Origin of the sequence: Gulosibacter macacae (assembly GCF_003865375.1) — a bacterium.
Taxonomy (GTDB): Bacteria; Actinomycetota; Actinomycetes; order Actinomycetales; family Microbacteriaceae; genus Gulosibacter; species Gulosibacter macacae.
This window is the reverse complement of record NZ_RQVS01000001.1, coordinates 170,288-195,997: the sequence shown is the minus strand read 5'-3', so window position 1 is coordinate 195,997 and position 25,710 is coordinate 170,288. Positions and strand designations below refer to the sequence as shown.

Annotated in this window: 24 protein-coding genes; 4 read left to right on the top strand and 20 right to left on the bottom strand. The window is 65.9% G+C overall.

Going from position 1 to position 25,710, the window contains the following annotated elements:
- Window positions 1-11: 11 nt before the first annotated feature.
- Window positions 12-2,180, bottom strand: coding sequence for a DEAD/DEAH box helicase (locus EG850_RS00930; RefSeq protein ID WP_124968929.1), 2,169 nt, complete (start codon window positions 2,178-2,180; stop codon window positions 12-14).
- A gap of 204 nt (window positions 2,181-2,384) precedes the next feature.
- Here EG850_RS00930 and EG850_RS00925 point away from each other — a divergent pair, with 204 nt between their 5' ends.
- Complete coding sequence (locus EG850_RS00925; protein ID WP_235829156.1) at window positions 2,385-3,056, top strand: maleylpyruvate isomerase family mycothiol-dependent enzyme; 672 nt, start codon at window positions 2,385-2,387, stop codon at window positions 3,054-3,056.
- Between the two features lie 112 nt (window positions 3,057-3,168).
- On the opposite strand, the gene EG850_RS00920 is transcribed toward EG850_RS00925, so the two are convergent.
- From EG850_RS00920 to EG850_RS00885, 8 genes are all read right to left on the bottom strand, one after another.
- Complete coding sequence (locus EG850_RS00920; protein WP_124968926.1) at window positions 3,169-4,101, bottom strand: bifunctional riboflavin kinase/FAD synthetase; 933 nt, start codon at window positions 4,099-4,101, stop codon at window positions 3,169-3,171.
- Window positions 4,098-4,499 (bottom strand): hypothetical protein, encoded by a 402-nt coding sequence (locus EG850_RS00915; RefSeq protein WP_124968924.1) that lies wholly within the window; start codon window positions 4,497-4,499, stop codon window positions 4,098-4,100. Before EG850_RS00915 ends, EG850_RS00920 begins: the two co-directional genes overlap by 4 nt.
- Window positions 4,500-4,522: 23 nt before the next feature.
- A complete protein-coding gene (locus EG850_RS00910; protein WP_124968922.1) occupies window positions 4,523-4,900 on the bottom strand; it encodes a hypothetical protein in 378 nt (125 codons plus the stop codon).
- The gene (truB, locus tag EG850_RS00905) at window positions 4,897-5,847 is read right to left on the bottom strand and encodes a tRNA pseudouridine(55) synthase TruB (protein ID WP_124968920.1); all 951 of its coding nucleotides are present in this window, start codon (window positions 5,845-5,847) and stop codon (window positions 4,897-4,899) included. The genes EG850_RS00910 and truB overlap by 4 nt, the downstream gene beginning before the upstream one ends.
- A 71-nt stretch (window positions 5,848-5,918) precedes the next feature.
- Window positions 5,919-7,127 carry a CHAT domain-containing protein gene (locus tag EG850_RS00900; RefSeq protein WP_124968918.1) on the bottom strand — a complete coding sequence of 403 codons (1,209 nt, stop codon included), beginning with the start codon at window positions 7,125-7,127 and terminating at the stop codon, window positions 5,919-5,921.
- A 76-nt stretch (window positions 7,128-7,203) separates the two neighbouring features.
- Complete coding sequence (locus tag EG850_RS00895) at window positions 7,204-7,767, bottom strand: lipoprotein LpqH (protein ID WP_124968916.1); 564 nt, start codon at window positions 7,765-7,767, stop codon at window positions 7,204-7,206.
- 94 nt (window positions 7,768-7,861) lie between these two features.
- The gene (locus EG850_RS00890; protein ID WP_124968914.1) at window positions 7,862-8,956 is read right to left on the bottom strand and encodes a hypothetical protein; all 1,095 of its coding nucleotides are present in this window, start codon (window positions 8,954-8,956) and stop codon (window positions 7,862-7,864) included.
- Window positions 8,943-10,253 carry a hypothetical protein gene (locus EG850_RS00885; RefSeq protein ID WP_124968912.1) on the bottom strand — a complete coding sequence of 437 codons (1,311 nt, stop codon included), beginning with the start codon at window positions 10,251-10,253 and terminating at the stop codon, window positions 8,943-8,945. The genes EG850_RS00890 and EG850_RS00885 overlap by 14 nt, the downstream gene beginning before the upstream one ends.
- Window positions 10,254-10,319: 66 nt before the next feature.
- Here EG850_RS00885 and EG850_RS00880 point away from each other — a divergent pair, with 66 nt between their 5' ends.
- The 3 genes from EG850_RS00880 to EG850_RS00870 are packed head-to-tail and all read left to right on the top strand — an operon-like array spanning window position 10,320 to window position 13,797.
- Window positions 10,320-11,843 (top strand): hypothetical protein, encoded by a 1,524-nt coding sequence (locus EG850_RS00880; protein WP_124968910.1) that lies wholly within the window; start codon window positions 10,320-10,322, stop codon window positions 11,841-11,843.
- Window positions 11,844-11,878: 35 nt separating this feature from the next.
- Window positions 11,879-12,877, top strand: a complete 999-nt coding sequence (locus EG850_RS00875) for a ketopantoate reductase family protein (RefSeq protein ID WP_124968908.1) — start codon at window positions 11,879-11,881, stop codon at window positions 12,875-12,877.
- Window positions 12,874-13,797, top strand: coding sequence for an HhH-GPD family protein (locus EG850_RS00870; protein WP_124968906.1), 924 nt, complete (start codon window positions 12,874-12,876; stop codon window positions 13,795-13,797). The genes EG850_RS00875 and EG850_RS00870 overlap by 4 nt, the downstream gene beginning before the upstream one ends.
- A 144-nt stretch (window positions 13,798-13,941) precedes the next feature.
- Here EG850_RS00870 and rbfA read toward each other — a convergent pair whose 3' ends face one another.
- From rbfA to EG850_RS00820, 11 genes are all read right to left on the bottom strand, one after another.
- The gene (gene rbfA, locus EG850_RS00865) at window positions 13,942-14,370 is read right to left on the bottom strand and encodes a 30S ribosome-binding factor RbfA (protein WP_124968904.1); all 429 of its coding nucleotides are present in this window, start codon (window positions 14,368-14,370) and stop codon (window positions 13,942-13,944) included.
- Window positions 14,363-17,308, bottom strand: a complete 2,946-nt coding sequence (gene infB, locus EG850_RS00860; RefSeq protein WP_124968902.1) for a translation initiation factor IF-2 — start codon at window positions 17,306-17,308, stop codon at window positions 14,363-14,365. The genes rbfA and infB overlap by 8 nt, the downstream gene beginning before the upstream one ends.
- Before the next feature lie 76 nt (window positions 17,309-17,384).
- Entirely contained in the window at window positions 17,385-17,687 is a 303-nt protein-coding gene (locus EG850_RS00855; protein ID WP_124968900.1) for a YlxR family protein, read from the bottom strand.
- Window positions 17,688-17,741: 54 nt separating this feature from the next.
- Entirely contained in the window at window positions 17,742-18,746 is a 1,005-nt protein-coding gene (gene nusA / locus EG850_RS00850; RefSeq protein WP_124968898.1) for a transcription termination factor NusA, read from the bottom strand.
- Window positions 18,747-18,818: 72 nt separating this feature from the next.
- On the bottom strand, window positions 18,819-20,576 hold the full coding sequence (locus EG850_RS00845) for a proline--tRNA ligase (RefSeq protein ID WP_185714885.1): 1,758 nt from the start codon (window positions 20,574-20,576) through the stop codon (window positions 18,819-18,821).
- A gap of 27 nt (window positions 20,577-20,603) precedes the next feature.
- Entirely contained in the window at window positions 20,604-21,326 is a 723-nt protein-coding gene (locus tag EG850_RS00840; RefSeq protein ID WP_124968894.1) for a hypothetical protein, read from the bottom strand.
- A complete protein-coding gene (locus tag EG850_RS00835) occupies window positions 21,323-22,306 on the bottom strand; it encodes a VWA domain-containing protein (protein ID WP_185714884.1) in 984 nt (327 codons plus the stop codon). Before EG850_RS00835 ends, EG850_RS00840 begins: the two co-directional genes overlap by 4 nt.
- The gene (locus EG850_RS00830) at window positions 22,303-23,298 is read right to left on the bottom strand and encodes a vWA domain-containing protein (protein WP_124968890.1); all 996 of its coding nucleotides are present in this window, start codon (window positions 23,296-23,298) and stop codon (window positions 22,303-22,305) included. Before EG850_RS00830 ends, EG850_RS00835 begins: the two co-directional genes overlap by 4 nt.
- Window positions 23,289-23,819, bottom strand: a complete 531-nt coding sequence (locus tag EG850_RS13200) for a hypothetical protein (protein WP_185714883.1) — start codon at window positions 23,817-23,819, stop codon at window positions 23,289-23,291. The genes EG850_RS00830 and EG850_RS13200 overlap by 10 nt, the downstream gene beginning before the upstream one ends.
- On the bottom strand, window positions 23,806-24,714 hold the full coding sequence (locus EG850_RS00825) for a DUF58 domain-containing protein (protein ID WP_124968888.1): 909 nt from the start codon (window positions 24,712-24,714) through the stop codon (window positions 23,806-23,808). Before EG850_RS00825 ends, EG850_RS13200 begins: the two co-directional genes overlap by 14 nt.
- On the bottom strand, window positions 24,711-25,703 hold the full coding sequence (locus tag EG850_RS00820) for an AAA family ATPase (RefSeq protein WP_124968886.1): 993 nt from the start codon (window positions 25,701-25,703) through the stop codon (window positions 24,711-24,713). Before EG850_RS00820 ends, EG850_RS00825 begins: the two co-directional genes overlap by 4 nt.
- Window positions 25,704-25,710 lie beyond the last annotated feature (7 nt).

Sequence of the window (25,710 nt, the reverse complement as noted above, 5' to 3'; positions counted from 1 at the left end):
TTTTCTCGCGTCTAGCGACGCTTCTGTAGCCCCTCGAGCACAAGCTGCACGAGCGCTTCGACCTGGATATCGTCGCTGAGCTGCTCGCCCGCGTCGGTGCCCTCGAGTGCACGCGCCGCGAGCCCCTGCTTCGAGTCGATGAGCTCGGCAACGTGACCGTCGATGGTCTGCGAGGCAAGGATGCGCCAGGCGGTCACCGGGGCCTCCTGACCGATGCGGTGCACGCGGTCGATTGCCTGCGTCTGCTCAGCGGCGGTCCAGCTGAGTTCGGCGAGCACCACATCGCTCGCGACCTGCAGGTTGATGCCGACGCCAGCAGCCATGAGCGAACAGACGATGACTTGCACCTCAGGATCGGTCTGGAAGGCCTCGATGGCGCGATCGCGCGCGGCAGTTGATTGATCGCCGCGAATCGACACCGAACGCACCCCCTCGGCCGCAAACGTGGCCTCGGCGCGATCCATCGCCTCAACATGCTTGGCGAAGTAGACGACCTTGCCCACCGAGTGTGCGAGCTGCGCCGCGTATTCGGCAGCGAGCTGCGATTTCGCAACACCGATGCGGTGGAGCATCTTGAAGATCGAATCGCCCGAGCTCGACGCCTTCGATTCCTCGACTTCGTGACGCGCGAGCATCCGGATGCGGGCGAGATCGATCGTGCCCGGGGCCAAGTCGGCCGCGGCGAGCATCCGGTCGTAGCGTGCGAGCAGGCGCGCGACGAGGAGCTGCTCGGCACGGCGAATGGATGCGCCCTCCTCGGTGTCGAGCTCGATCGGCATGTCGATGATGCGCTTTGAGGGCAGCGAGGTGGCGACGTCAATTTTGCGGCGACGCACAATGCCCATATCGATCACCGCGCGACGCGCGGCGGCGAGGAAGCCCGGGTCGGAGGGCACGAGACCCGTCGCATCCAAGCGATCAAGCAGCTCTTGCGAGGGCCGGAACTCAACGCCGCTCTCATTGCCGCTCGCCTCAACCCAACCGAGGAACTGCCAGATGGCCCGGAAGTCTTCGACGTCGTTGATGAGCGGCGTACCGGTCAGCGCCATAAGCAGAGGCTCGTCACCCGGAACGTGTGCGCGAATCGAGTTCGCGAGTTCCATCACGAGGCGTGAGCGCTGCGATTGCAGATTCTTGATGAAGTGGGCTTCATCCACGACCATGCCGCGGAAACCAATTCGGCGCAGCCAGCCAATGTGTCGGTCGAGGATCTCGTAGTTGACGATGAACACATCAGCGAACGCGTCGACATCTTCGCCATCGCCACTGATCACCGTGGCGCGGCGGCCAGGTGTCCAGCGCTCGACTTCCTGCGCCCAGTTTGTCTTGACGACGTTCGGCACCACGCACAGGAGCGGGTAGGCATCGGCAACGGATGCGGCGAGCACCGATTGCGCGGTCTTGCCGAGACCCGGCTCATCAGCAAGGAGGAACTGGCGGTGGCCCTGGCGCACCGACTCGACGAGCGCGGCCTGGTGCGGCATGAGTTCACGACCAGCCGGCGCGACGCGGTCAAAGCGCGGCGGTTGCGGAAGCTCCATTGAGGCAGCTCCCCCACCGGCACCGGTTTCGAACGCCTTGAGGATGGGACCGAGCAACTCCCAATCGTGCAGGCGCGAGTAGTGCGGGATGTGCGGACGCAGATTCTCGAGCTTCGGGGCGAGGAACGGCGAGGAGCGCACTCGAGTTTTCACACTCGTCGGTAGCACCTGACGCTCGCGAATCGCCTCAGGCAGCTTGGCAACGATGGGCTCGGGTTCGGGCGTCGGTTCGTCGTCGACGACCATGTCGACACCGCCCGCGAAGAGCATCTGCTTGCGCAGCGCCCGCGCCTGCGGCGTCGTCGGCGCCTCAGCCTTGAGGAGGTCAATCAGCGAGGTGTCACGCGCGGCAGTCTTCGCGAGAATCGCGGCGAGACCGTCGAGCCGCTTCATCGACTCATTGCGCTCGCTATCGCTCACGTCTGCGCTCGTCTTTAGGCGGGCGCGTTCTTCACGCATGAGGAGCGCCACAACCTGGAACTTCGTGCGATTTGCCGGCGAAATGCGCCCGCGAACCGCGGCCGCCTCGACTTCGCGGGCGGCTTTCGCGAGCTGCGGGATCACACCGGTGTTGTCGACCGCCGCGCGCTTGCGGTGGCCCTGGTGGTGTTGCACGCGGGAGCGTTTTTTCGACGCCATGCGTCTCCTTCGGACTGGTCGAGCGAAGTTTGCGTACTCCAACCGACTGCATCGCTTGCGGTCGATTCGGCCGCAAGCCGTACGTTCTGGCGATGAGCGAACCCATCGGGACGCGGACGCGGAACATACAGAGATTCCGACCGTCGCAGGCGTCGAGCCCTATTGTAGCCCGTCACTCATGATGCCAGTGCAATACTTGGCCGGGTGAGCGAAGTGAACGAGCGGTCCCCGTATTTCAATGAAGCCGGTCCCGGCGAGAACAACGATTTTTCGCGACCCGCCAATCGAGTTTCCGGCGACTGGAGCGCCCACATCGCCACCACGATCGACCGGCTCGCGGCACTGCTTGAAGAGCTTGACGCGGAAGCGTGGGAAGCGCCGAGCCTGTGTGAGGGCTGGCGTGTGCGCGATGTTGTTGGCCACCTGGTGTGGCGTTTGGGTGCCTCGACGGGTGAAATGGTGCGGTCGGGACTCGGCGCCGGTCTTGCCGCCGGTTTCAACCCGAACAAGGCGATTGACCGCATCGCGCGACAGGAAGCACAGGCGTCAACTGAGCAGCTACTTGCGTCGTTGCGTGATATCGCGGCCAGTCGTCTGCGCGGCGAAGGCCGCACCGGCATCATCGAGCTCACTGAGGCCATCGTGCACGCCTATGACATCACCGAGGCGCTTGGCGAATCACTGCGTTTGAGCCCGCGTTCGACCGGCGCGGTGGCGCTGGCACGGTTGCGCACTGGTGGCAAGGATGCGCGGATCGCGCGCACGCGCTCACTGCGGGCGACGGATGCACGCTGGCAGATCGGCGCAGGCGCGGCCCTGGATGCGACCGCGGCGGAGATCGTGATGCACCTGTTTGGGCGGAAGCCGCTCGGCTGATCGGCTGTTGCGGGGGTCTCGATACGGCCTTCGGCCTACTCGACCACCCAATGCTGTGGTTGGTCGAGTAGACGTAGCGCAGCGGAGTCGTATCGAGACCCCCCGCCACCAACTACCGCAGCGCCGCGGCCGCCTCGTCGACGTCGCAGGCAATTCGCTCGACGAGCTCGTCAATGCTCGAGAACTTTTCCATGCCGCGGATGCGCTTCACAAACGACACCTCGACGCGCTTGTCATAGAGATCAAGCGCCACACCAATGAGGTGCGCCTCAACCTGTCGCTGCGGCACCCCATCAAAGGTGGGGTTGTTCCCCACCGAGATCGCTGCCGGATACTGCTCACCGTCAACGGTGAACCACCCCGCGTACACCCCGTCGCCGGGGATGAATCCTTCGACGCTGTCCGCATCCAAATTCGCTGTCGGGAACCCGAGTTCGCGCCCGCGCTTTGCCCCGTGCCCGACGACGCCGGTGAGCGAGTGGTCGCGACCGAGCAACTCCGACACCGTGCCCACATCGCCCGCGTCAAGTGCCTCGCGCAACCACGTCGACGAGGCTCGGCGACCGTCTTCGCCGAGTGCATCCACCGGCACGATCACGTCGTAGCCAAACTCTTCTGCGTGCTCGCGCAAGAAATCCACGTCACCGGAACCACGGTGACCGAAGCGGAAGTCGCTCCCGACGATGAGCAATTGCACCCCGAGTTGTGCCACCAGGATGTCGCGCACGAACTCGAGCGCCGAGCGCTGCGAGAGTTCTTCATTGAACTCAAGCACCACCGTCGCATCGACCGCGTGGTCGGCGAGTAGGTCGATCTTCTGTCCGAGCGACACAATCGGATACGGTGCCCGCTCGGGGGCGAACACCGCAGCCGGATGCCGATCGAAGGTGACGACAACCGTGCTCAAGCCACGCGATTCAGCCTGCGCATGGAGTTCGTCGATGAGTGCCGCGTGCCCGCGGTGCAACCCGTCGAACTTGCCGATGGTGATAGCGCTGGGTCGCAATTGCGCCGGGAAGTCAGCCGGATCACGAACGACGATCATGCGATCACCGCCTGACGACGCTGAGCCGGTCGCGCCTCAAGGTACGCAATTCCGATGAGCGGGAGCACGAGCGGAATGTAGAGATAGCCGCGGCCAAAGCCGCTCCACACGGTGTCGGCCGGGAAGAGCTCGGGATGCAAACCCGAGAGAGTGCCGACGATGAGTACGCCGAGGAACTCGAACCCGACCGCAACCCAGGCGATGCGTTGCCAGGCAGGTGAGCGGTGGACGAAGGCAAGCGCGATACCCGCGAGGAGGTACACGACTGCCGCGAGCGCGCTGAGACCGTATGCGAGCGGCGCCTGATCAAAGCTCCGCACGATCTGCACGATACTCCGGCCGGTGGCAGCCAAGAAGAGCACGACGTAGACCGCGACGAGCACCCGGGAAGCTTGCATGATTGGTTCAGTATCTCAGAGGTTCAGCCGATGAACGGCGCATTGCCGAGCCAGATCTGCTGCATGCGAAAGATCATCACGGCGACAGCAAAGGCGGCGACGCCGAGCACCGCGTTGGCCCAGCGATTGCGTTCAATGAGTGCCCAGAGAATCGCGGCCGGCGGGATGATCGCGGCGGTGATGAGGTACATCCAATATTCGAGTCCATCGCCCTTGCAGACGTTGCCGAATAGCGGCAACACGATGGCGAGGATGACCTGAATGACTGTGAGCACGCCAACGACTGCCACCGATCCTGCGGTTAGGTCGTTGGGGAGCTTCTTCATGAAGGCAGCCACGAGGCAGATGATGCCGGCCAGCAGACCCACACCGAATTGAATCCAGGTGAACCATTCGATCATGCGGCGTCCTCCGGTCGGTGTGGCAGGTTCATGAGCGTGCGCGTGCGGCCGCCGCGCACCTCGACGATGCCGATGAGTGCGCCGTCGGGTGCGAGGGTGGCGATGGGGCCACGCTCGGAAAGCAACGCTTCAGGCGGTGCAATGCGCTGTCCGTGGCGCAGGGCTGCGGCTTCAGCGGCGGATGCGGTGAAGTGTGGGAAGCGAGCGCGGGCGACCTCGGCCGAGCTGAGGAGGTGCTCAGCAAGTGCTGCATCCTCGAGATCGGCAACATCGCGCACGCGGAAGGGTCCGATGGTGGTGCGGCGCAGGGCGGTGAGGTGGGCACCAAGGCCGAGGCGAGCGCCGATATCGCGGGCAAGTGCCCGCACATAGGTGCCGGATGAACAGCGCACGCGGAACTGCAGGTCGATGACCTTTGTTTCGGGAGCACCGGTGTCGTCGAGTTGCACCTCATCGATGCCGAGCACTTCAATCTCGTGGATCACCACATCACGCGCCGGTAGCTCGACCTCTTCGCCTTCGCGCACTCGCTGGTAGGCCCGCTTGCCGTCAATCTTGATGGCCGACACTGCGCTTGGCACCTGTGAGATCGGGCCGTGGAACGAGGCGACAGCCGCGCGGATCTCGCTTTCGCTCACCGCGGCCACCTCGTCAACGGCATTCGTCGCGGTAACTTCGCCCTCAGCATCCTCGGTATTCGTGGCGATGCCGAGACGCGCGGTGGCCTCATAGGTCTTGTCTTCGCCGACGAGGTAGGTGAGCAGGCGCGTCGCATCGCCGATGCCGAGGAGCATGAGTCCGGTGGCCATCGGGTCGAGGGTGCCAGCGTGTCCCACCTTGCGGGTGTTCAGCGCCTGGCGGGTGCGGGCTACGAGATCGTGGCTCGTGATACCGGCCGGCTTGTCGAGCAAGAGCAGACCGTGCGGTCCGAGCGTTGAAGCAGTCATGACCACCCAAGTCTAGGCGCGGCGGGCAGAGTCGGCGGACATCTACCGATCACGAGTTTGTTGCTGGCCGTTCAGGAACCACTGCCGAGCGTGAGCGTGTTCAGCGTTGCCCAGAGGAGGGGTGAGTCAGCCACCGCTCCCCCAGATGCCCAGTCCTCGGCTCGCTCTGCCTGCCAGGCCGCGAGGTCGGCGGCGGGATCGCTGCCCTCGTGTGCCCGGTCTACGGCGAGGATGAGTTCCCGCAGTGGCGAGCGACCGTGCAACTCTCCGGCGAAGCTCGCGAGTGCAAGATCGGTGGGGACTGTCCAGGCGCAGGCCGTGACGAGTCGCGCGCCACCGAGCATTGCCGCGAGCGCGAGGCCCATCGGCTCTGCGCTGCGGAGGTCTGAACCGGAACCGCAGGCGATCAGCGCGCAACGCGGTGGCAGCGTGATCGCTGCGTTGACCAGTTCGCCCGCGGTGAGTGGGTCGTGGCGCCCGGCTTCGTCGCGACAGCAGAGGTGGAGCGCCGATTGCTCCCCCGCGGCAGTGTTGAGGTCAGCCGCGGTGACGTGGCCAACGTAGAGGAGCCGAGCCGCATCCGCACATGCGTCACGAAGCCAATGGCGATCGGTATCGGTGCGGCGGGCAAGTTGCTCATATTCGGTGACGCGGGGCCAGAGCCGCTCGCCATAATCGAGGAGTGACGCGAGCGGGTCGTCGGCAGTCGGGCGGCCGAGCACCGAACCGAGCGGGCCAGTTGCCGCCTGCCCCGGTACGCGCGGGTCGATCACCGCGACAATGCGCTCCCCAGCGGCGAACGCATTCTGTTGCTTCGCCCTGGCAGCAATGGCCGCAGGCACATTGGTTTCGATCGTGGCGGTCTCGGCAAGTGGTCGCCGATTCGGAGCCGGTCGCAACAGGGCCCAGGGCACCCGCGCGAGCGTTGGCGACGGCTGGATGCGCAGCCGCGGCTTCGCGCCACCGCCCGGCGCATCGAGGAGGTGAAGAAGCCCTGGTGGCAGGAGGGCATCGGCGAGGGCGGCACCGAGTTCAGCGGTGGACTCGGGATGCGCGAGTGCGCCTCGCCGCAGCGCCCGTTCGAGCGCCTCGCTCGGCGTTTCTTCGCCTCGTGGTTCGGGAAGCGCATCGCTGAGCAACTCGTCGATGCGCGTGAGCGTCGTGGCCCGGATGCGTGCGGTCGCGATGTCTTGCGGGCGGTCGTTCCAGCGCCATGAGAAGTAGCCGGTGGGGTTTTCTGCCCCGGCTTCGGCGTACTTGATCAGCAGCGCTCGTTGCATCGTGGCCCGATCCTCTCCCGCGAATGTGTTGAGGCTCCCGAGCCTGCACTTCGGGAGCCTCAACTCGGGTATTGCGTTAGTTACAGGTAACCACGAACTCGAAGGGAACCGTCTCGAAGCTCGTCGGGTTGTTGGTGTCGGTGACAATGCCCTCACCGCTGATCGTGTAGGTGTTGCCATCCTTGGTCGCCGCCGCCGAGCCCATGCCCGAGCCCTCGGCGTAGGCAACGGCCATGCCGTCGGCGGTGACGAGACCCACCGCGGTCACCGACTCACCCTCGGGCGAACTCAGCGTGGCGCCGAGTCCCTGGCCGGTGTTGGCGCTCGTTGAGGCGACCGAGATGGCGTAGGCGCCACCCGCATCAGCGCAGACCACCTGCGGGTCGGTGATCTCGATCTGCTGGCCATCAACGGTGAGCGAGACGCCACCGGCACCGGCGCTCCCTGCTTCAGCGCCAGCATCCGCGGCGCCGTCGTTCGTCGTTGCCTCGCTCGAAGTGTCGGTCGTTGAACCTGCGTCAGCGGGGGCAGTCGTGTCGGCCGGGGCACTCGTGTCGGCCGGAGCGTCGGTGCTGCACGCGGCAAGGGTGAGCGCGAGGGCGAATGCGGCACCGGTGGCGGCGAGGGACTTGCGGATCATGGCTACTCCATTTCGTCTGCGGAGGCCCTTGCGGCTTCCGTCGATGACGAAGTTATGAGCTGCTGTTCGCTACCGATCACAAGTTTCGCTCCGCCTAATAGTCGCGAGCGGCGACCTCACGTTCGGCGGCCAGCGTGAGCGCATCTTCGGCGCGCATTCGCGTTGCGGCGAGGGTGCGGATGCGGTCGCGCAGTTGCGGAGGTTCTGTTGCGGCTCCGTAGCCAAGGCGAACGCGCAGGTCTTCTGCGGTGAGGAGCCAAGCCTCGGCCGCACTCAGGTCGAGGTGGAGCGCCGCGCTCCCCTGCGCATCGAGCAGTCCGCGGCCGAGGTCGTTGCCACCGCCACGCACGGTCACCGGAATACCCGCTACCAATCGCTCACCACCGGGGAGCAATTGCGCCTGCACCTGGAGTTGCACATCGCCACCAATGTCGAGCGTCCAGCCCACGGCCCGCTCACTCGCATCGATCAGTCCGGCCGGCACGGCCTGCCAATTCGGTTCGGCGAATCCGGCAATCATGCCCTCGTTCGGGGTCGTGCGCGCGCCCGCGGCGAGCGCATAGTCGGCGCGCTCGGCGACTTCGGCGGGCGAGAACTCCTCGAGCGAATAGCCGAGTGCGTCGAGTGCCGACGCGGCGAAGCGGGCAATCTCGGGCTCGCTTGAATGCGCCAGGCGGGCATATTCGATTGGGCTCGACCGCGCCAAGAGCAGCGAAGTTTGGTCATCGCCACCGTCGAGCAACACGTCATCGAGCTCGTCAGCGAGGGCCGCGAGTTCGGCGTCGAGGAGGGCCGCGTCAAGCACCGGAATGCCATCAAGGGTCGATGCCGGCCACCAACTGCGCAACCAGAGTCCGTGAGCAAATCGGTGTAGCCGCAGGAGCAGCTCGTCATTCAGCTCGATGTCAAGCTCGGCACCACCTGCAGGTAGCCCGGCACGGTGCGCGGCAGTTTCGAGGAGCCGCGCGTGCGCCGAGTCGCCGATCAGCTGCCAAAGCCAGTGCGCGTCGTCGAGGTCAAGGAGTGTCAGCATCGGGAGTGTTCCGGAAGCAGCTTCCCGAGACCATTCCAAGACGGCTCCGGCACATTCGACCGCGACGCGCAATGGTGCATCGGCCGCGTCCGTGTGACCGGGCACCTCAGCGGACGGGCTCAGGCGCAGGAGCCCTGCCAAGTCATGCAGCCGCATCCGCCGCTCCTTCCGAGCGTTCCAGCACCGCGCGCAGGCGCTGTTTTTCATCCTGGAGCACCGACCTCAAGATGCCGGTGAGGAGGTCGCGCAACTCTTCGCCCGCGAGCGAGTCGTCGAGCACATCGCGACCGTGCAAGCGCACCCACAAACGCCGTAAATACGGGTGGGCAAATTGGTTCAGTTCAGCGACGAGATCGGCCTGGAGTGGATGCACCGGGGCACCCACGTGGAGCACGCGCCGCAGGTGCAGCACATGCGCCGAGGCCCGAGCGCGCGCCTGCAGTTCTCGGGCGAGCTGCGGCACCTGCTCGCCCGCTGGCCCGGCGAGCGGGTTGAGTGCACCGGCAGCGGTAACGCCGACGAGAAATGCGGCACGGAGTGATTCGTCGTCGAGGCCCCAGGCTGATGCCGTGCGACCAGCTTCGATCTCCACCACTTCCGCGATTGGTGGCGGTGACGAGTGCGCCCGCCAGCGGCGCATGGCCGCCCGCACCCGAGTGATGAGCGCGCGATCGAGGGGTGCCGCGGCGGCGGCTTCCGACACCACTTCGGGTGGCAAAAACGGAGTGTGTCGGGAGATCGCCGCCTGCGGCGCGCCCTCGGCAACAGCAAGAAACTCAGCCACTGCCCCGTCGGTGCGCCTGGCAACCTGGCCGAGGGCGGCAACCTCGCCATGCTCGAGCAGCTCGCGCCAGCGGGCCCGTAGCGCAGTTTCGCTCGCCGGCTCAAGGATCGCTCGCACGGTGTGCGCCAGGTTCGTGAGATCGGGTGCATTCGGCTGCTCGCCTAGGTGACTCCAGGCCTCGTCGAGTTGCGTCTGGGCCGCACTCACCGCATTCTCATCGCCGAAATAGTCGCTGAGATCGTCACCAGCGGCCACGTGCACCTCGTCAATCACCTCTGCGACGGCTTCAGCAGCCTGCTCGTTTGACTCGGGATGCCCAAACTGCGCGGCGAGCTCATACGCCCGGGGCAGATACAGCTCTTGGGCATTGCCGACAGTGATGCGGCGGCGACGACGTTCGGCACGCAGCAGGGCAAACCACTCGCTCGCCGCCTCGAGCCGCTCACACTCGGCGGTGAGGAGTTCTTGCAATTCGTGCAATGCATCCTCGTTGAGGAGCGGCTTTGCGAGTTGCGGGCGTCGGCGCGGCTGAATCACGAGCGGATCGAGCACGCATTTGATCGCGCGGGCGAGCACCCGGCCATCCCTATTGGTGAACGCTGGAGCATTAAGCTGCGCCGCATCCCAGGCATCCGCCAGCACAGCAGTGCGGGGACGCAGCGGCGACATGGTGCTCCTCGGCGAAGTGGGCGACTTGCGGGCGAATCGAGCTTACGCAACTGAGAAGATGGCTACATGGCCGATCCTGAGTTCACCGCGGATGCTGTGCGCGTGCGCGAACTGCTCGAACAGGCGGCAAGACTCATCGACGCCGGCGACCCGAATTGGCAGACGAGCTTTGTGGCAGCGCAACAGCTCGCCGCGACCGTGACTGAGCCGGTCTCGGCCGACGACGCCCGCTCACGCATCGCGCTGTTCGCTCACCACCTGTTCGTGCAGGCGGGTGACTTCAGCGGCGCCCTCGATCAGCTCGCCGATGCGCAGGCCGCGATCACCCGGCAGCGCGAGCGTGGCTTGGAAGCCGTGCGCCTCAACGATCACGAGTGGGGCCTACGCATGTCGCGCAGTGCTGTCTACCAAGCGAGCCATGACCTCGACTCGGCCGCTCGCGAAACTGCAGCCGCACTCGATCTGGCACCGCACACGCTCCAGCCCGAGCAACGACACGCGGCTGCCCTCACCTCATTGGGTGCCATCGAGCTTTTGCGCGAGCACTACCCGCAAGCGCGCGACCTCTACCTCGAGGCGACGGCGCGAGCGCGGGCAGCGCGGCAGCCAGAACTCCTGGGCTCCGCCGTGATTGGTTTGGCGCAGGCGCAATTGCTCTGCGGCGAGATCACCGCGGCCGGGGCGACCCTCACACGGGCAGATGCACTTGCGACCACCATCACCGATCGGGCCGCCATCATGCAATTGCGGGCGGCCGTTGCCGCGCAGGCGCCACTTGCGGCCCAGGAGGATCTGGTTGCGCGGGAAGACTTCGCCGCGCGGGCCACAGCGACTGATGCGTACGCCGAGTACGTCGAGACCCATGCCGAATTCCTCGATCCCCGCCATCACGCCAACGCCAGCCAAGCGCGCGCCCATCGCGAGCACCTCGACGAGCGAGTCATGCTCGCCCGCGAGGGCTACGCATCCGCATTTCGAGCAGCCCAAGCCAGCGGCGATGACCTCGGCGCGGTGACCGCAGCATTCCGTCTGGCTGCCGCCACCCAGGATGCCGCGCTCGCGACGACCGATTCGGCGCTCCACGTTGAAGCCGTCGAGTTGCTCGCGCAAACCCGCCCACTTGCGCTCACACTCGGTCTGCCGCTCCTCGCCGCCGCGATGGACGTTGCCGTGGCGAACTTCATCCGCCAATGGGAACTCGACGCCCCCGAGCCGTCACCGCAGCGTATTGCCAGCGCCGCTGGGCTCGCCCTCACTGCCGCAGTGTTTCTCACTCGTGCGGTGTTCATCGCCGAGGATGCTCGCCTGCGGCAAGACTTCGTACGGCAATATGCGGAGCTCGCCTACGAGATCGGTTTCGAGCTCTCGTTTGAACGCGGCGATCACGAGAGCGTCGCCGAACTCATCGAGCTGCGCGCCGCCGGTGCCGAGTTCTCGAGGAGCGGTGCGCTCGGTTCGCGCCTCGCCGCCACGGCTCCCCCGCCCCTGCAGTTCCATCCCCAGCGGCTCCTGCTTGCTGAGGCCAACGCCACTGCCGAGCAGCTCTATGCGCTCGAGCCCGACCCTCGCCCCGCCATTCCCACGTGGTAGGCGAGCCGCCACCCCACCCTCGCTAGACTCGGCGGATGCGCATCTCGGTGATCGGAGTCGGTGCGGTGGGCGGCGCCCTCGCAGCACTGCTTGATCGCGCAGGTCACGATGTTGTGGCGGTGGCACGCGGCACCACACTTGCCGAAATTGACGAGCACGGGATGCGCCTGAGCGGCGCCCGAGGCAACCACACGGCCCGCGTGCGCGCGCAGACAAGCCCCGATCCCGCATCCGATCTCATCATTGTCGCGGTGCGGAGTTTTCAAACGCGTGAGGCGGTCGCCCCGCATCGCGCGGTCATCGGTGATCTGCCCGTCCTTGTCGTCGAGAACGGCCTCGATGGCCCGCAGGATGCTGCGCTCGCGCTCGGTCGCGAGGCGCAGCGAGGCGTCCTCGGCGGCATCGCGCTCTTTGCCGCCACGAACTCTGGGCCAGGAGTAGTCTCCCTCACCGCATCCGGTCGCATGCGCGTCGGCGCCGCGAACCCGGCCGATGCGGCACTCGCTGAACGCGTCGTCGCGGTCATCAACGATGCCTTCCCCACGACCACCACCGATAATCTCGCCGGCGCCCTCTGGATGAAGCTGCTCGTGAATCACGTCAACGCCCTGCCGGCCATCACTGGCCGCAGCGTGCAGGCAACGTGCATGCATCCCCTGCTCGCGCCGGTACTTGCCGCCTCGCTCACTGAATCAGTGCGCATTGCGGATGCGATCGGCGTGCGATTTGAGGCCGTCGGCGTGCTTACGCCGAGGCATGCCGCACGCATTCGTCAGGGTGCGGCGCTGGAGGTGGTGCGTGGTCGCCTCGCGCGCGCCTTCGGGTTCCGGCCGAATCCGGCCTCAACGCTGCAATCAATTCGACGAGGCCAACCCACTGAAATCGCCGATCTCAATGGCGCCGTGTTGCGCGCCGGCGCACGCGTACGCATCCCGGCACCAATCAATGCAACGCTCGTCGACCTCGTGCACGAGGTAGAACGAACTGGCCAATACTTGTCGCCGGTCGAACTTCGTCGGCGGCTCCCCCGATGACCGCACCGCAACACCGGGTAATTGTGGATGCGGTCATCGCCTGGTTTGACGAAGCACAGCGTGACTTTCCCTGGCGCGAACCCGATCGCACCGGCTGGAGTGTGCTCGTGAGCGAAGTGATGAGTCAGCAGACGCAGATCGAGCGCGTGCTGCCGAAATGGCTCGAGTTCATGGAACGCTGGCCGACCCCGGCAGCGCTTGCTGCCGCCACCGATGCCGAGGTGATTCGTGCCTGGGATCGACTCGGCTACCCGCGCCGCGCTGTGGCGCTGCGACGCTGCGCCGTGGCCATCGTTGAGCGGCACGGCGGTGAGGTGCCGGCCGACCGCGAGGCGCTACTCGCCCTGCCCGGAATCGGTCCTTACACCTCAGCCGCCATCGCTTCATTCGCTTTTGGGATGCGCGAACCCGTCGTCGACACCAATGTGCGCCGGGTGCTCGCCCGTGCGGTGCACGGTGAGGCGGTCGCCTGGCAACCGAATCACCGGCGCGATGACGCCGAGATGCAGGCACTACTGCCGGAAGACCCGGAGCGGGCAACGCGCTGGAATGCCGGATCGATGGAGCTCGGCGCGTTGATCTGCACCGCGAAAGCACCCAAATGCGAGCAGTGCCCAATCAAGGAGCTTTGCCAGTGGCGCGGTGCGGGCTTCCCCGCAGGCGAAGCGGTCTCGCGTAAGCAGCCTCGATTCGAGGGCAGTGACCGGCAGCGGCGGGGACGGGTCATGTCCGTGTTGCGTGCGCATCCGGGTGGCGTAGACCTGCAATTGTTGCCGCAGCTGCTCGAACTGGCTGGACTCTTCACCGCTGAAGAACTGGGCTCCGAGTCAGCCCGGCACCTCGCCGCCGCCGAGGGCCTCGTGCGCGATGGCCTTGCCGAGCGAAATGGTGAACTCATTCACCTTGCGGGCGACCGCTGACAGCGTATAAGTACGAATCTGTGCCGCTCGCGGCGCTATGTCCGCTGTGAGGGGAGACAGCGCGCTGTGAGGCACAGATTCGTACGTCACCCGGAAAACACGGCAGTGCCCGACCGATCGGTCGGGCACTGCCGTGTTGATCAACTACTTGCCGTCGTCATCATGCTCGTAGGGGTCTGCCTCACCGGCAAACTCCTTGCCTTCGCGCTCACGCGCGACGGCCGCATCCTGTTCGCGAGCGCGCGCGAGCAGATCGTCGATCTGCGCGGCGTTCTCGGGCAGTGCGTCAAGCACGAACTCGATCGTCGGCGTAAGCCGCACATTGAGTTGCTTGCCAACTTCCGAGCGAATCATCCCGGTCGCCGACTTGAGCGCCGCCGCACTTTCGGTGCGCTCTTCGTCGGTGCCGTAGACCGTGTAGAACACGGTGGCGTGTTGCAAGTCACCCGTGACCCGCACATCGGTGACCGTGACGAACCCGAGCCGGGGGTCTTTGACCCCCCGCTCGAGTACCTTCGCCACGAGCACGTGGATGCGCTCAGCCAAACGGGCTGCGCGAGCGTGATCAGTCACGGGGCTTCTCCACCATTTCCGTGGTCTCGATCTCGTCACCGATCTGGATGTCGTTGAACTTACCGAGTCCGATACCGCACTCGTAGCCCTCACGCACCTCGGTCACGTCGTCCTTGAAGCGGCGCAGCGATTCGATCGCAAGACCATCGGCGACCACGACACCCTCGCGGATGATGCGGGCCTTGGCATTGCGGGTAATCGTGCCCGACTGCACGAGACAGCCGGCGATGTTGCCCCACTTCGAGGAGCGGAAGATCTCGCGGATCTCGGCCACACCCGACTGGACCTCTTCGTACTCCGGCTCGAGCATGCCCTTAAGCGACTTCTCGATGTCTTCGATCGCCGAGTAGATGACCGAGTAGAACCGGATGTCGACGCCCTCGCGGTTGGCGCGCTCGCGCGCCTTCGTGTCGGGACGCACGTTGAAGCCGATGATGACTGCGTCGTCGACGGTCGCCAGGTTGACGTCCGACTCCGAGATTGCACCCACCGCGCGGTGGATAATGCGAAGCTGCACCGAATCGTCAATCTCGATCTTGAGGAGCGAGTCTTCGAGCGCCTCGACGGCACCCGAGACATCGCCCTTGAGGATGAGGTTGAGCGACTGGACCTTGCCCTCTTCGAGCGCTCGGGTGAAGTCCTCGAGCGACATGCGCTTGCGGGCCTTGGCCAGCTGCGCGTTACGCTCGGCGGCCTCACGCTTCTCAGCGATCTGGCGGGCGGTGCGGTCGTCTTCGGTCACGAGGAACGTGTCACCAGCGCGCGGCACCGAGCTGAGGCCCTGTACCTGCACCGGACGCGACGGCGTGGCTTCTTCCACGTCGTTGCCGTTCTCGTCGAGCATCGCTCGCACACGGCCGTAGGCCGTACCGGCGACGATCGAGTCGCCGACGCGCAAGGTACCCGACTGGATGAGCACGGTCGCAACCGAACCGCGGCCCTTGTCGAGCTTCGCTTCGATGGCCACACCGCGAGCGTCGCGGTGCGGGTTCGCACGCATGTCGAGCGCGGCATCTGCGGTAAGCAGCACTGCATCGATGACGTCGCGAACGCCGGTGCCTTCCTTCGCCGAGACGTTCACGAACATGGTGTCGCCACCGTATTCCTCAGCAATCAGGCCGTATTCGGTGAGCTGTGCGCGCACCTTGTCGGGGTTGGCACCCTCAACGTCGATCTTGTTCACGGCGACGACGATCGGCACGCCGGCCGCCTGCGCGTGGTTCAACGCCTCAATGGTCTGCGGCATGATGCCGTCGTCGGCCGCGACCACGAGGATCGCGATGTCGGTGACCGTGGCACCACGGGCACGCATGGCGGTGAACGCCTCGTGACCGGGGGTGTCAATGAAGGTGATGGCACGACGAACACCGTCGTGCTCGCCCCACACCTGGTAGGCACCAATGTGCTGGGTAATGCCACCGGCTTCGCCAGCGCCAACTTCCGACTTGCGAATCGCGTCGAGGAGTCGAGTCTTACCGTGGTCAACGTGACCCATCACGGTCACGACCGGCGGACGCGCCTCGAGGTCTTCCTCGTTCTCGTCGCCTTCGTCATCGAGGTCGATGTCGAAGGTTTCGAGCAGCTCGCGGTCTTCGTCTTCAGGCGAAACGACCTCGATGCGGTAGCCGAGCTCTTCACCAAGAATCTGGAAGGTGGCTTCATCGAGCGACTCGGTCGCCGTGGCCATCTCACCGAGGTGGAAGAGCACGGTCACGAGATCGCCGGGCGAAGCATCAATCTTGTCGGCAAAGTCGGCAATGGATGCGCCGCGGCGCAGACGAATGTGCGTCGAACCGTCACCGCGGGGAACCTTCACACCGCCAACCGACGGTGCCTCCCGCATCTCAAATTCTGCCCGCTTCGTCCGCTTCGACTTACGCGACTTGGCCTTGCCGCCACCGCGACCGAAGGCACCAGCGGTACCGCCGCGACGACCACCGGGACCGCCGCCACCGGGACGACCGCCGCCACCACCGGCACCGGCGCCTGCGCCTGCACCGGGACGGGCGAAGCCGCCACCACCACCGGGACGACCTGCGCCGCCACCGGGACGACCGCGACCACCGGCGCCGCCGCCCTGCGGGCGCTCACCGGGGAGGACGCGCGGCTGGCCGGGACGCGGAGCCTGCGGACGGGGACCGCCCGGAGCCTGCGGACGCGGGCCACCGGCGCCGCCGGGACGCGGGCCGCCAGAGCCGCCCGGACGCGGGGGTGCACCAGCACCGGCACCGGGGGCGCCGGGCTTCGCGGTGAAGGGGTTGTTGCCGGGACGGGGACGACCCATACCCTGGCTCGATGCGTAGGGGTTGTTGCCCGGACGCGGGCCACGCGGACGCGGCATGTCTGCGTTGCCAGGCTTCGGAGCGCCGCCGGGCTTCGGGGCGCCAGGCTTGGCACCTGCGGCCGGTTGGTCGGAACCCGGAGCGGGCGTCGGCGTCGGCGTGACACCCGAGCGACCCGGGCGCGGCGCGGGAGCGGTCTGACCGGGCTTCGGGGTCGGCGTCGGGGCAACGCCCGAGCGCGTCGGCACCGGCGGGGCAGCCGGAGCCGGCTTCACACCGGGCTTCGGGGCCGCTGTTGCGGGCTTCGAGGCCGGCTTTGCCGCTGCAGGCTTGGAAGCTGCACCCGGCTTCGGGGCAGCACCAGGCTTGGCCGCAGCACCGGGCTTCGGTGCGGCAGCGGGTTTCGCCGCAGGCTTGGCGGCGGCCGGCTTTGCGGCGGCCGGCTTCGCAGCCGCCTCGGCTGCGGGCGCGGCGGAATCGCCAGCACCCTGTTCGGCGCGGCGCTTGAGCTCATCGCGCAGTCGGCGTGCGACCGGCGGCTCTACGCTCGACGAGGCCGTTTTCACGAACTCGCCCATCTCCTGGAGCGTCTGCAGGGCGACCTTCGACTCGACGCCCATCTCGGCGGCGATCTCATGTACGCGTGGTTTAGCCACTTTTCTCCTCATCCGGGTCTGATCCCCGGACGGGGAGCAGACCGTTTAACGTCGGTTGTGCCTCATCGTGAGTCACTCATGACTGGTCCATGGTCCGATCAACCTTTGCTGTCACATCCGAGACGGGTGCCTCGGAAAGTTTGTCGGCGTACGCACGCACTTCCGACTCATCCACATCCCCCACTCGAAGTGCCCGGCGGAAGGCCCGGCGCTCTAACGCGGTGGCGATGCATGAGACCGTCGGATGCACCCACGCTCCCCGACCCGGGGCCGACGCCGTCGCATCGAGCGACAGCCGGTTGTCGGCCACGACTACACGCAGAAGCGCGGTTCGCGAAGCGCGCGAGCGGCATCCGATGCACGTTCGCACTTGAGACATACTACTCCCCTTCGCAGCCGCGCGCCTCGGGCGTGTCGCCAGCCCCGGCACCCGCTACTGCTCGTCCGGGTCGTCGAGGATGCTGTCCGGCTGAATATCAATGCGCGCGCCGGTGAGCTTCGCGGCGAGTCGTGCGTTCTGACCTTCCTTGCCGATCGCGAGCGACAGCTGGAAGTCGGGAACGAGGGCACGCACGGCCTTGGTCGCCGGATCAAGCACGAACGAGCTCGATACCTTGGCGGGGCTGAGCGCGTTCGCCACAAAGGTGGCGAGATCTTCGTCATAGTCAACGATGTCGATCTTCTCGCCCGCGAGTTCGTTCGTCACCGCACGCACGCGGGCACCGAGTTCACCGATGCAGGCACCCTTGGCGTTAATGCCTTCCTGACGGGCCCGCACCGCAATCTTGGTGCGGTGACCGGCCTCTCGAGCGAGCGACACGATCTCGACCGCGCCGGAGGCAATCTCTGGCACTTCGAGGGCGAAGAGTTTGCGCACCAGACCAGGATGCGTCCGCGACACGGTGATCTGCGGGCCACGAGTGCCGCGCTCGGCCTTCGCGATGAACACGCGCAGGCGCTGACCGTGCGGGTAGGTTTCGCCCGGCACCTGCTCTTCCGGCGGCAGCATCGCTTCCACCGTGCCGAGGTCGACGTGCACCATGTGGGCCTTGGGGCCCTGCTGCACCACACCGGCAACGATGTCGCCCTCGCGACCACGGAACTCGCCGAGCACCTTGTCGTCACCGAGGTCGCGCATCCGTTGGTTGATTACCTGCTTCGCCGCGAACGCAGCGATGCGACCAAAGTCTTCGGGATGCTCGACTGCCTCGCCGATCTGGTTGCCTTCGTCATCGACCTCGGGCACGAACACGTTTACCTCGCCGGTCTTGCGGTCAAGGTGCACGCGCGCGCCCTCCGTCGGCGGCACGCCGAGTTCTTGCGTGGCGTGCTTTTCGTACGCGGTGAGCATCGCCTGCTCAATAATCGTGGCCAGCTCCTCGAACGGGATCTCTCGTTCGTGCTCCAACATGCGCAGCACTGCTAGGTCGATCTTCATCAGCGAGCCCCTCTATTCAACTATCCGGCGTCGAAATGTCCGGTCGTTCAAACGGTCAATTCTAGCGCACGGCTAGATGTGCTTGCGTCGAAGTTGGGTGAGAGTTGCCATCGCATCGTCGACCGAGACCTCGGTGCGCTCGTTGCTGCGGCGGTTCCAGAGTTCGACGAGCCCCTCGGCGGAGTTCTTGCCGGCAATGATGATCCACGGCACGCCGATGAGTTCGGCGTCGCCAAACTTCACACCGGGCGAGACCTTCGGACGGTCATCGAGGAGCACTTCCAACCCCTGCGCATCAGCCTCGGCGGCAAGGCGCTCGGCCACGGCGAAGGGTTCTTCGCCCTTGCCAGTGGCGACAACGAGCACATCGAACGGGGCCACTTCTTCGGGCCAGATGAGACCGCGGTCATCGTGATTCTGTTCGGCGACGAGCGCGAGGTTGCGGGTCACGCCGATGCCGTACGAGCCCATGGTCACGGTCACGCGCTTACCATTCGGGTCGAGCACCTGCAGGCCCAGCGCCTCGGCATACTTGCGACCGAGTTGGAAAACGTGACCGATCTCGGTGCCGCGCTCGGCAATGATCGGGCCCGCGCCGTTCGGCGCCGGGTCGCCAGCACGCACTTCGGCAGCCTCAACGCGACCGTCAGCGACGAAATCGCGGCCGAAGACGAGCGAGCGTACGTGGGCATCCGGCTCGTTCGCCCCGGTGATCCAGGTCGAGCCGTCACCGATGCGGGCGTCGAGGTAGTACGGGATGCCCGTCGTCGATTCCTTGCCGAGGAACTGTGCACCATCGCGCCACGGACCAATGAAGCCCGGCACGAGCTGCGGGTGCTTCTTGAGATCGTCTTCGGTGGCGGTCTCGACCTCGCGCGGCTGGAAAGCCACTTCGAGACGCTTGAGGTCAACCTCGCGGTCGCCCTCGAGCGCCACGATGACGACTTCGCGCTTCCCCTCGTGGTCTACAAGTGCGAGCACGACGTTCTTCAGGGTCTGGTCGGGCGTGCATCCGGCCTGCTCACAGATCGCCGCGATGGTGCGGGCGCCGGGAGTCGGGAAGACCTCGACGGGGCCATCGGCTGCGAAGTCGCGGGCCGGGGCGGGCGTTGCGGTATAGGCCTCAACGTTCGCGGCATACGAGCCATCGGCGGTGTGCACGAAGGTGTCTTCGCCGACTTCGGTCGGGTGCAGGAACTCCTCCGACTTCGAGCCGCCCATGGCGCCCGAATCGGCAGCAACGATGACGTAATCGAGACCGAGTCGCTTGAAGATGCGCTCGTAGGCGTCACGCTGCGCCTGGTAGCTCGCATCGAGGCCCTCATCGTTCCAGTCGAACGAGTACGCATCCTTCATGGTGAACTCGCGGCCGCGCAATACACCGGCGCGCGGTCGCGCTTCGTCGCGATACTTGTCCTGAATCTGGTAGATCGTGAGCGGAAGATCTTTGTACGACGAGTAGAGGTCCTTCACCGTGAGGGTGAACGCCTCTTCATGCGTCGGGGCGAGCACCATCGGTGCACCCTTGCGGTCGTCAAGGCGGAACATGCCGTCGCCGTAGTCGTCAAGACGGCCAGTCGCCGCGTAGAAGTCGGCGGGCAGAAGCGCCGGGAAAAGCATCTCCTGCGCACCCGCACGAGTCATCTCTTCCCGGATGATCTGCTCCACTCGGCGCCGCACCTTGAGACCCAGCGGCAGCCAGGCAAACACACCCGGAGCCTGGCGACGGATGTAGCCGGCGCGCACGAGTAGCTTGTGGCTCGCGACCTCGGCTTCAGCCGGGTCTTCGCGCAGGGTGCGGACAAAAAGAGAAGAAAGGCGCTCAATCACGCGTGTCATCGTACCGCCGAAGGCGAGCTACCACGGCTGATCGACCGAAGAGCCGCCACCACCCCAGTTCTCGTTTTCGCGCAGATCGTCCTCGCGCTCCTCCTGGTTGCCCTCGAGTCCCTCTTCGATCTTGTCGAGCTGACCAGGGTCAGGTTGGTTTTCTGACTCGCCTGAGCCCTCGCCACCAGAGCCGTCCTCGCCCTCGTCACCCTCGCCACCCTGGGGGTCCAAGAGTTCTTCGAGCTTCTCGGTAATGCGCACTTCACTCTCATCGAGCGAACGGTTCGAGGTCGATTGCTCGCAGCTTGCATCCTGTTCGCCGATGACCACGAGCGCCTGCTGGTACTTCTCGATCGCAAGCGCAGTATCGCCACCAGCCAGTGCCGCATCACCCTCGCGTTCGAGGGTGATCGCGAGGTTCGCCCGGATGGGGCACTGCTCGGCAGGTGCGGCGAGCGGCAGTGCGCGCTCGAGCGAGCCTCGCGCATCCTCGAGCGCACCGAGTTCAAGCAGGCTCGTGCCAATGTCGTAGTCCGGCTTCCAGCGCTCAACAAGATTCACGTACTGCAACTGGCTCGCAAGGTTGAGCGCGCCTTCGGCATCGCCGTCGAGATAGGCGGCTACTGCCATTTCGGCGGTGATGTGCTGGTGCACGAGCTTCAGCGAGAAGAGCCCCGCGACGATCGCGAGTGGCAATGCCCAGAGCATGAGGCGGCCGCGGCGACGGCGGCGCCGAGCATCATCGGTCATGCGTCGAGCCTCCTTCGTGCGTGTCGCAATTGCGCCGCTGTCGCCACGAGGCGCGCTGTCTCAACGAGCAGCCACGCGATCATCACGAGCGCTGCGATCCAATAGAGCGGGAAAGTCATGACGCCGCTGCGGCCATCCGCGCCCTCACCGCGAGTGGGGTCAACCTTTGCGGCCTCGACCTCAGTGTCGGCGGTGCGATGTTGGTAATTCACCTTGAGCTCGCTCGCGATCTGCTCAAGCGCGACTTCGTCAATGACCGAGCGCGCCTGCGAACCCGACTTATCGCGAATGTAATCGCCGCCGCGATAGGGGTCGGTGTCACGCATCCGACCGCCCTGGCTCGTGCCATAGCCAAGCACCGCACCACCCTGGATGAGTTCTGCGCTCTGCTCGTAAGAGTCGGGCTCGCCGCGGGCGGTCTGCTCGCCGTCACCGAGGTAGTAGACGATGCGCATGCGCTCCGGGACGCGTTCGGCCGCGGTGTCGAGCATCTCGTGCAGGAGGTCGGCGGCAGCGCCAATCGACGATCCCCCACCGTTCACTGAACTGCCCGGTTTGGTAATGCGCATAGCGTGGTCAAGGGCAGAGGCATCGGTCGTGAGCGGCAGCCGTTGCACGGCTTGATCGTCGAAGGTGATGAGCGCAAACCGGGCACCTGCATGCGTCATCGCAAGCGCCGCAACATCTGCCCGCATCCCGTCGATGCGGGGTTCCACACTCCCCCAGTCCTCGGCGACCGCCGAGGGGCTCAGGTCGACGACAAATACGACATCGAGTTCGGTGTTGGCGGCGTCGGCGGCGAGTGTGCCGACGCCAGGTCGGGCGAGTGCGGTCGCGAGGGCGAGCACGAGCAGGATGCGGCCAAGCCACCACACGCGCGCCCGGCGCGGTGCCTGCGCGAGCGCGACAACGCATCCCACCACCAGCATGATGGTGAGGAAGATGAGCAGCCAGCCCGGCATCATCGGATCGAAGGTCATGTGCGCAACCTCCAGACCACCACGAGGTAGATCGGCACGAGCGCGGCGAGCCACCATAACCAGGTTTCCGGCCGGTCGATCACGAAAAGTTGCGGTGCCCCGGCCACGAGGCTGGTCTGATCGTTGGTGATCGTGTCGACGATCGCATCCACACTCGCTGGGTCGGTGAGCTGGTAGTAGACCCCACCATAGGTGTCGAGCGAGTGGCGATATTCGAGCGAATAGGCGTCTTCAAACTCGTTCGCGTCAAGGCCGTACACGGTGATGAAATTGGCCTGCGCGTAAGCGGCGGCCTGCGGCAGGGTGATTGCCTGGGCACCGTTCACGACATTGTCGGTCGCGAGGATGATCGACCGCGAGCGGCCGTCATCGACCGGCGGCTCCGTCGCCGAGGGGGCCGCGCCTTCAAATTGCATGACGCAGGCGGCGAGCCCGTCACCGACAAGCGAGGCACCGGGGTTTCGCAGCGTGCCGCTATTGACGAGATCACTCACCCCGCCGCGGCGCATATCATCGCGAATATCCGTGAGCTGCTGTTCGACAAAGCCGTAGTCATCGGTGAGTGGGAACACCGGCACGGCGCTCGAGTTCCACAGCACCAGTGCCATCCGTTCACCTTGGAAACCAGGAAGCATTTCGAGGTAACGGTCAAGCACCTCAGCGTCGTAGTCGACCATCGAGCCCGAGACGTCGAGGCAAAGGACAATATCGCGATTGTATTTTTCGGGAGTGACGACCTTGGTGTACACCCAGCGCGAACCCGCCACAGTGGCCACGAGCACAATGGCACCGAGCGCGATCCCGGCTGCCACCAGTAGCAACACCGAGCGGTCAAGCGCACGGCGATAGCCGGGGAGCTTCGTCAACCGCTCGGAGTTAGCGATCGGCACGCCGCTGGTACGGCTCTTGCGAGTGCGCACGAGCGTGAGGGCGATCACGGCCAGCACGGCAACGAGCACCACGATCGGCAACCACCAGAACGCTAGCGCCATCCCGCAAGCACCTCCCGGGCCGCCCGGAGTGACGCATCCAGGTCATTCGGCGCATCGGCCGCGAAGACTGCGGGATAGAACCGCGCGACCGCGAGCGTGGTACCGCGCAACGGCGAGCGCTCGAGGTCAGCCAGGGTCATGCGGTCGGCGGGGATGCCGGTGGCCTCCGCAACGTAACCGCGCACGATGGCGCTGAGTCGCTCGTGGGCGGCGCGCCCGCCGAGTTCGCCACTGTGGGCGAGCGCCTCAACCTCGCTCACCTCGCTCACCGCCGCGGCGTTGAGCGCCGCGAGATCGACCGGCGGTTCGGGTGCTGGCGGCGGCGCAGTCTCGAAACGCTGTCGATGGAGCACCGCGACCACGAGGTAGTAGGCGGCAATCAGCGCGACGAGCGCGAGCCCAAGCAGGAACCACGTGGGCGTGTAGCCCACGAGCGGCATCACTTCGCCCGGGGGTGGCGGCGGTGTCGGCTGTGCCAGTGCGGCAGCAGGCGAGCCGATCAGAAAGTCAGGCGCGGGCATGGCGCCTCGCTTTGAGCAGGCGCAGGAGCTCAGGTGCGACCGCATCCACGTCGGCGACGCGACCGACCGAAATGCCGTGCCGATCAAATATCGCACGTATACGCTCGCGTCGCTGCGCAACTGCCGCCTCGTACTCGCGCTGGAGTCGGCGGTCAAGTTGCAGCGCCGAAGGCATCGACCATGACCCATCCACGTCAAAACCGCCGCGATTGCCGGCACCGACGAGCACCGCATCCTCGCCCGCGAGCACGGCGTCGGCGAGTTCGATCCAGACCAACTCGTGCTGCACCGCGAGCGTACTGATGAGCCGCTCGAGGTCATCATCAAACTCAATCTCGTCGGCGATCACGACGAGCGCGGTGCGGTGGCGCACCGTGCGACGCACGCGCTCGAGGAGCCCGGCAAGATCACTGCGGTGAGCATCCTGGGTTTTCCCGCTCGCTTCGATCTGCCAAAGGGCACGCTCGAGTGCCGACTCGCTCGCCCGAAACGGCAGTTGCGTCGCTGACTTCTCGTCACCGAGCAGGAGCCCGACTTCGTCACCGTGACGAATGGTGAGCCAGCCGAGCACGCCGACGGTTTCGATTGCCAGGCGATATTTCGGGTCACCCGCCGCCGAATTGACGCCAAGGTTTCGTCCCGAATCAACGACGAACAGGATGCGGTGCCGTCGCTCGGCCGTGTAGCGACGCACGAGCGTCTCCCCCGAGCGAGCCGTTGCCTTCCAATCGATATCGCCGATCTCATCGCCCGGCACGTACTCGCGCAAATCGTTGAAGTCGAGGCTGCGACCTCGGTGAATTGAGGCGTATTGGCCGTCAAGCAGGTGCGTGACGGCCCGTCGTGCCCGCAGATAGAGGCGCGACTTGACGCGGTTGAGGAGCGAGGGGGTCATGGTGTGCGCACTGCGGCGAAGACGGCATCGACCAATTGCTCGGGTTTGACTCCCGTCGCGGCCGCCTCGAAGCCGAGCAGCATGCGGTGGCGCAGGATGCGGTGCCCGAGCGCCCGAACATCCTCGGGAATGACGTGGTCGCGACCGTGCAGGAGAGCAATCGCCCGAGCCCCGGCCGCAAAGTGGATCGCCGCGCGCGGTGAGGCACCAACTTCGACGAGTCGCGCGAGCTCAGGCGGGAGGTAATCGTCAACGTGACGGGTGACATAGGTGAGCGACACGATGTACTCGGTGATCGCCGGGTCAAGGTAGACACGGCGAACCATGCGCTGCACGCCGAGCACATCGTCGAGGCTGGCGACGGGCTTACTCGGGGCGGCGAAGCGTCCTTCGTCGATGCGGCGCAATACCTGCGCCTCTTCGGCCGGGGTCGGATAGTCGAGCACATCCTTGAGCATGAAGCGGTCGAGCTGCGCTTCAGCGAGCACATAGGTGCCCTCCTGCTCGATCGGATTCTGGGTCGCGATCACGAGGAACGGATTCGGCAGCTTGTGCTGTTCGCCACCGATCGTGGTCTGCCGCTCCTGCATGGCCTCGAGCATCGCCGATTGTGTCTTGGCGCTCGACCGGTTGATCTCGTCGAGCAGCACCAAATTCGCGTGCACCGGACCGAGCTGGGTGCGGAACTCACCGTGCTGGGCGTCGTAGATCTGCGTGCCGATAATGTCGCTCGGCAAGAGGTCGGGGGTGCACTGGATGCGTCGGAACGTGCCGTCGATCGATTGCGCGAGCGTCTCGGCCGCCGTCGTCTTCGCGAGCCCCGGCACCGATTCAAGCAGCACGTGGCCGCCGGTAATGAGTCCGACGAGCAGCGACTCGCGCAAGCGTTCCTGCCCGACCACCTTTTCGGCGAATGCCTCGGTGATGCGGGTGATCGCGTCACCCGCATGAGCAAGTTCGGCGGGAGTGATGCGGTCGTTCGACGTCATGCGCCCA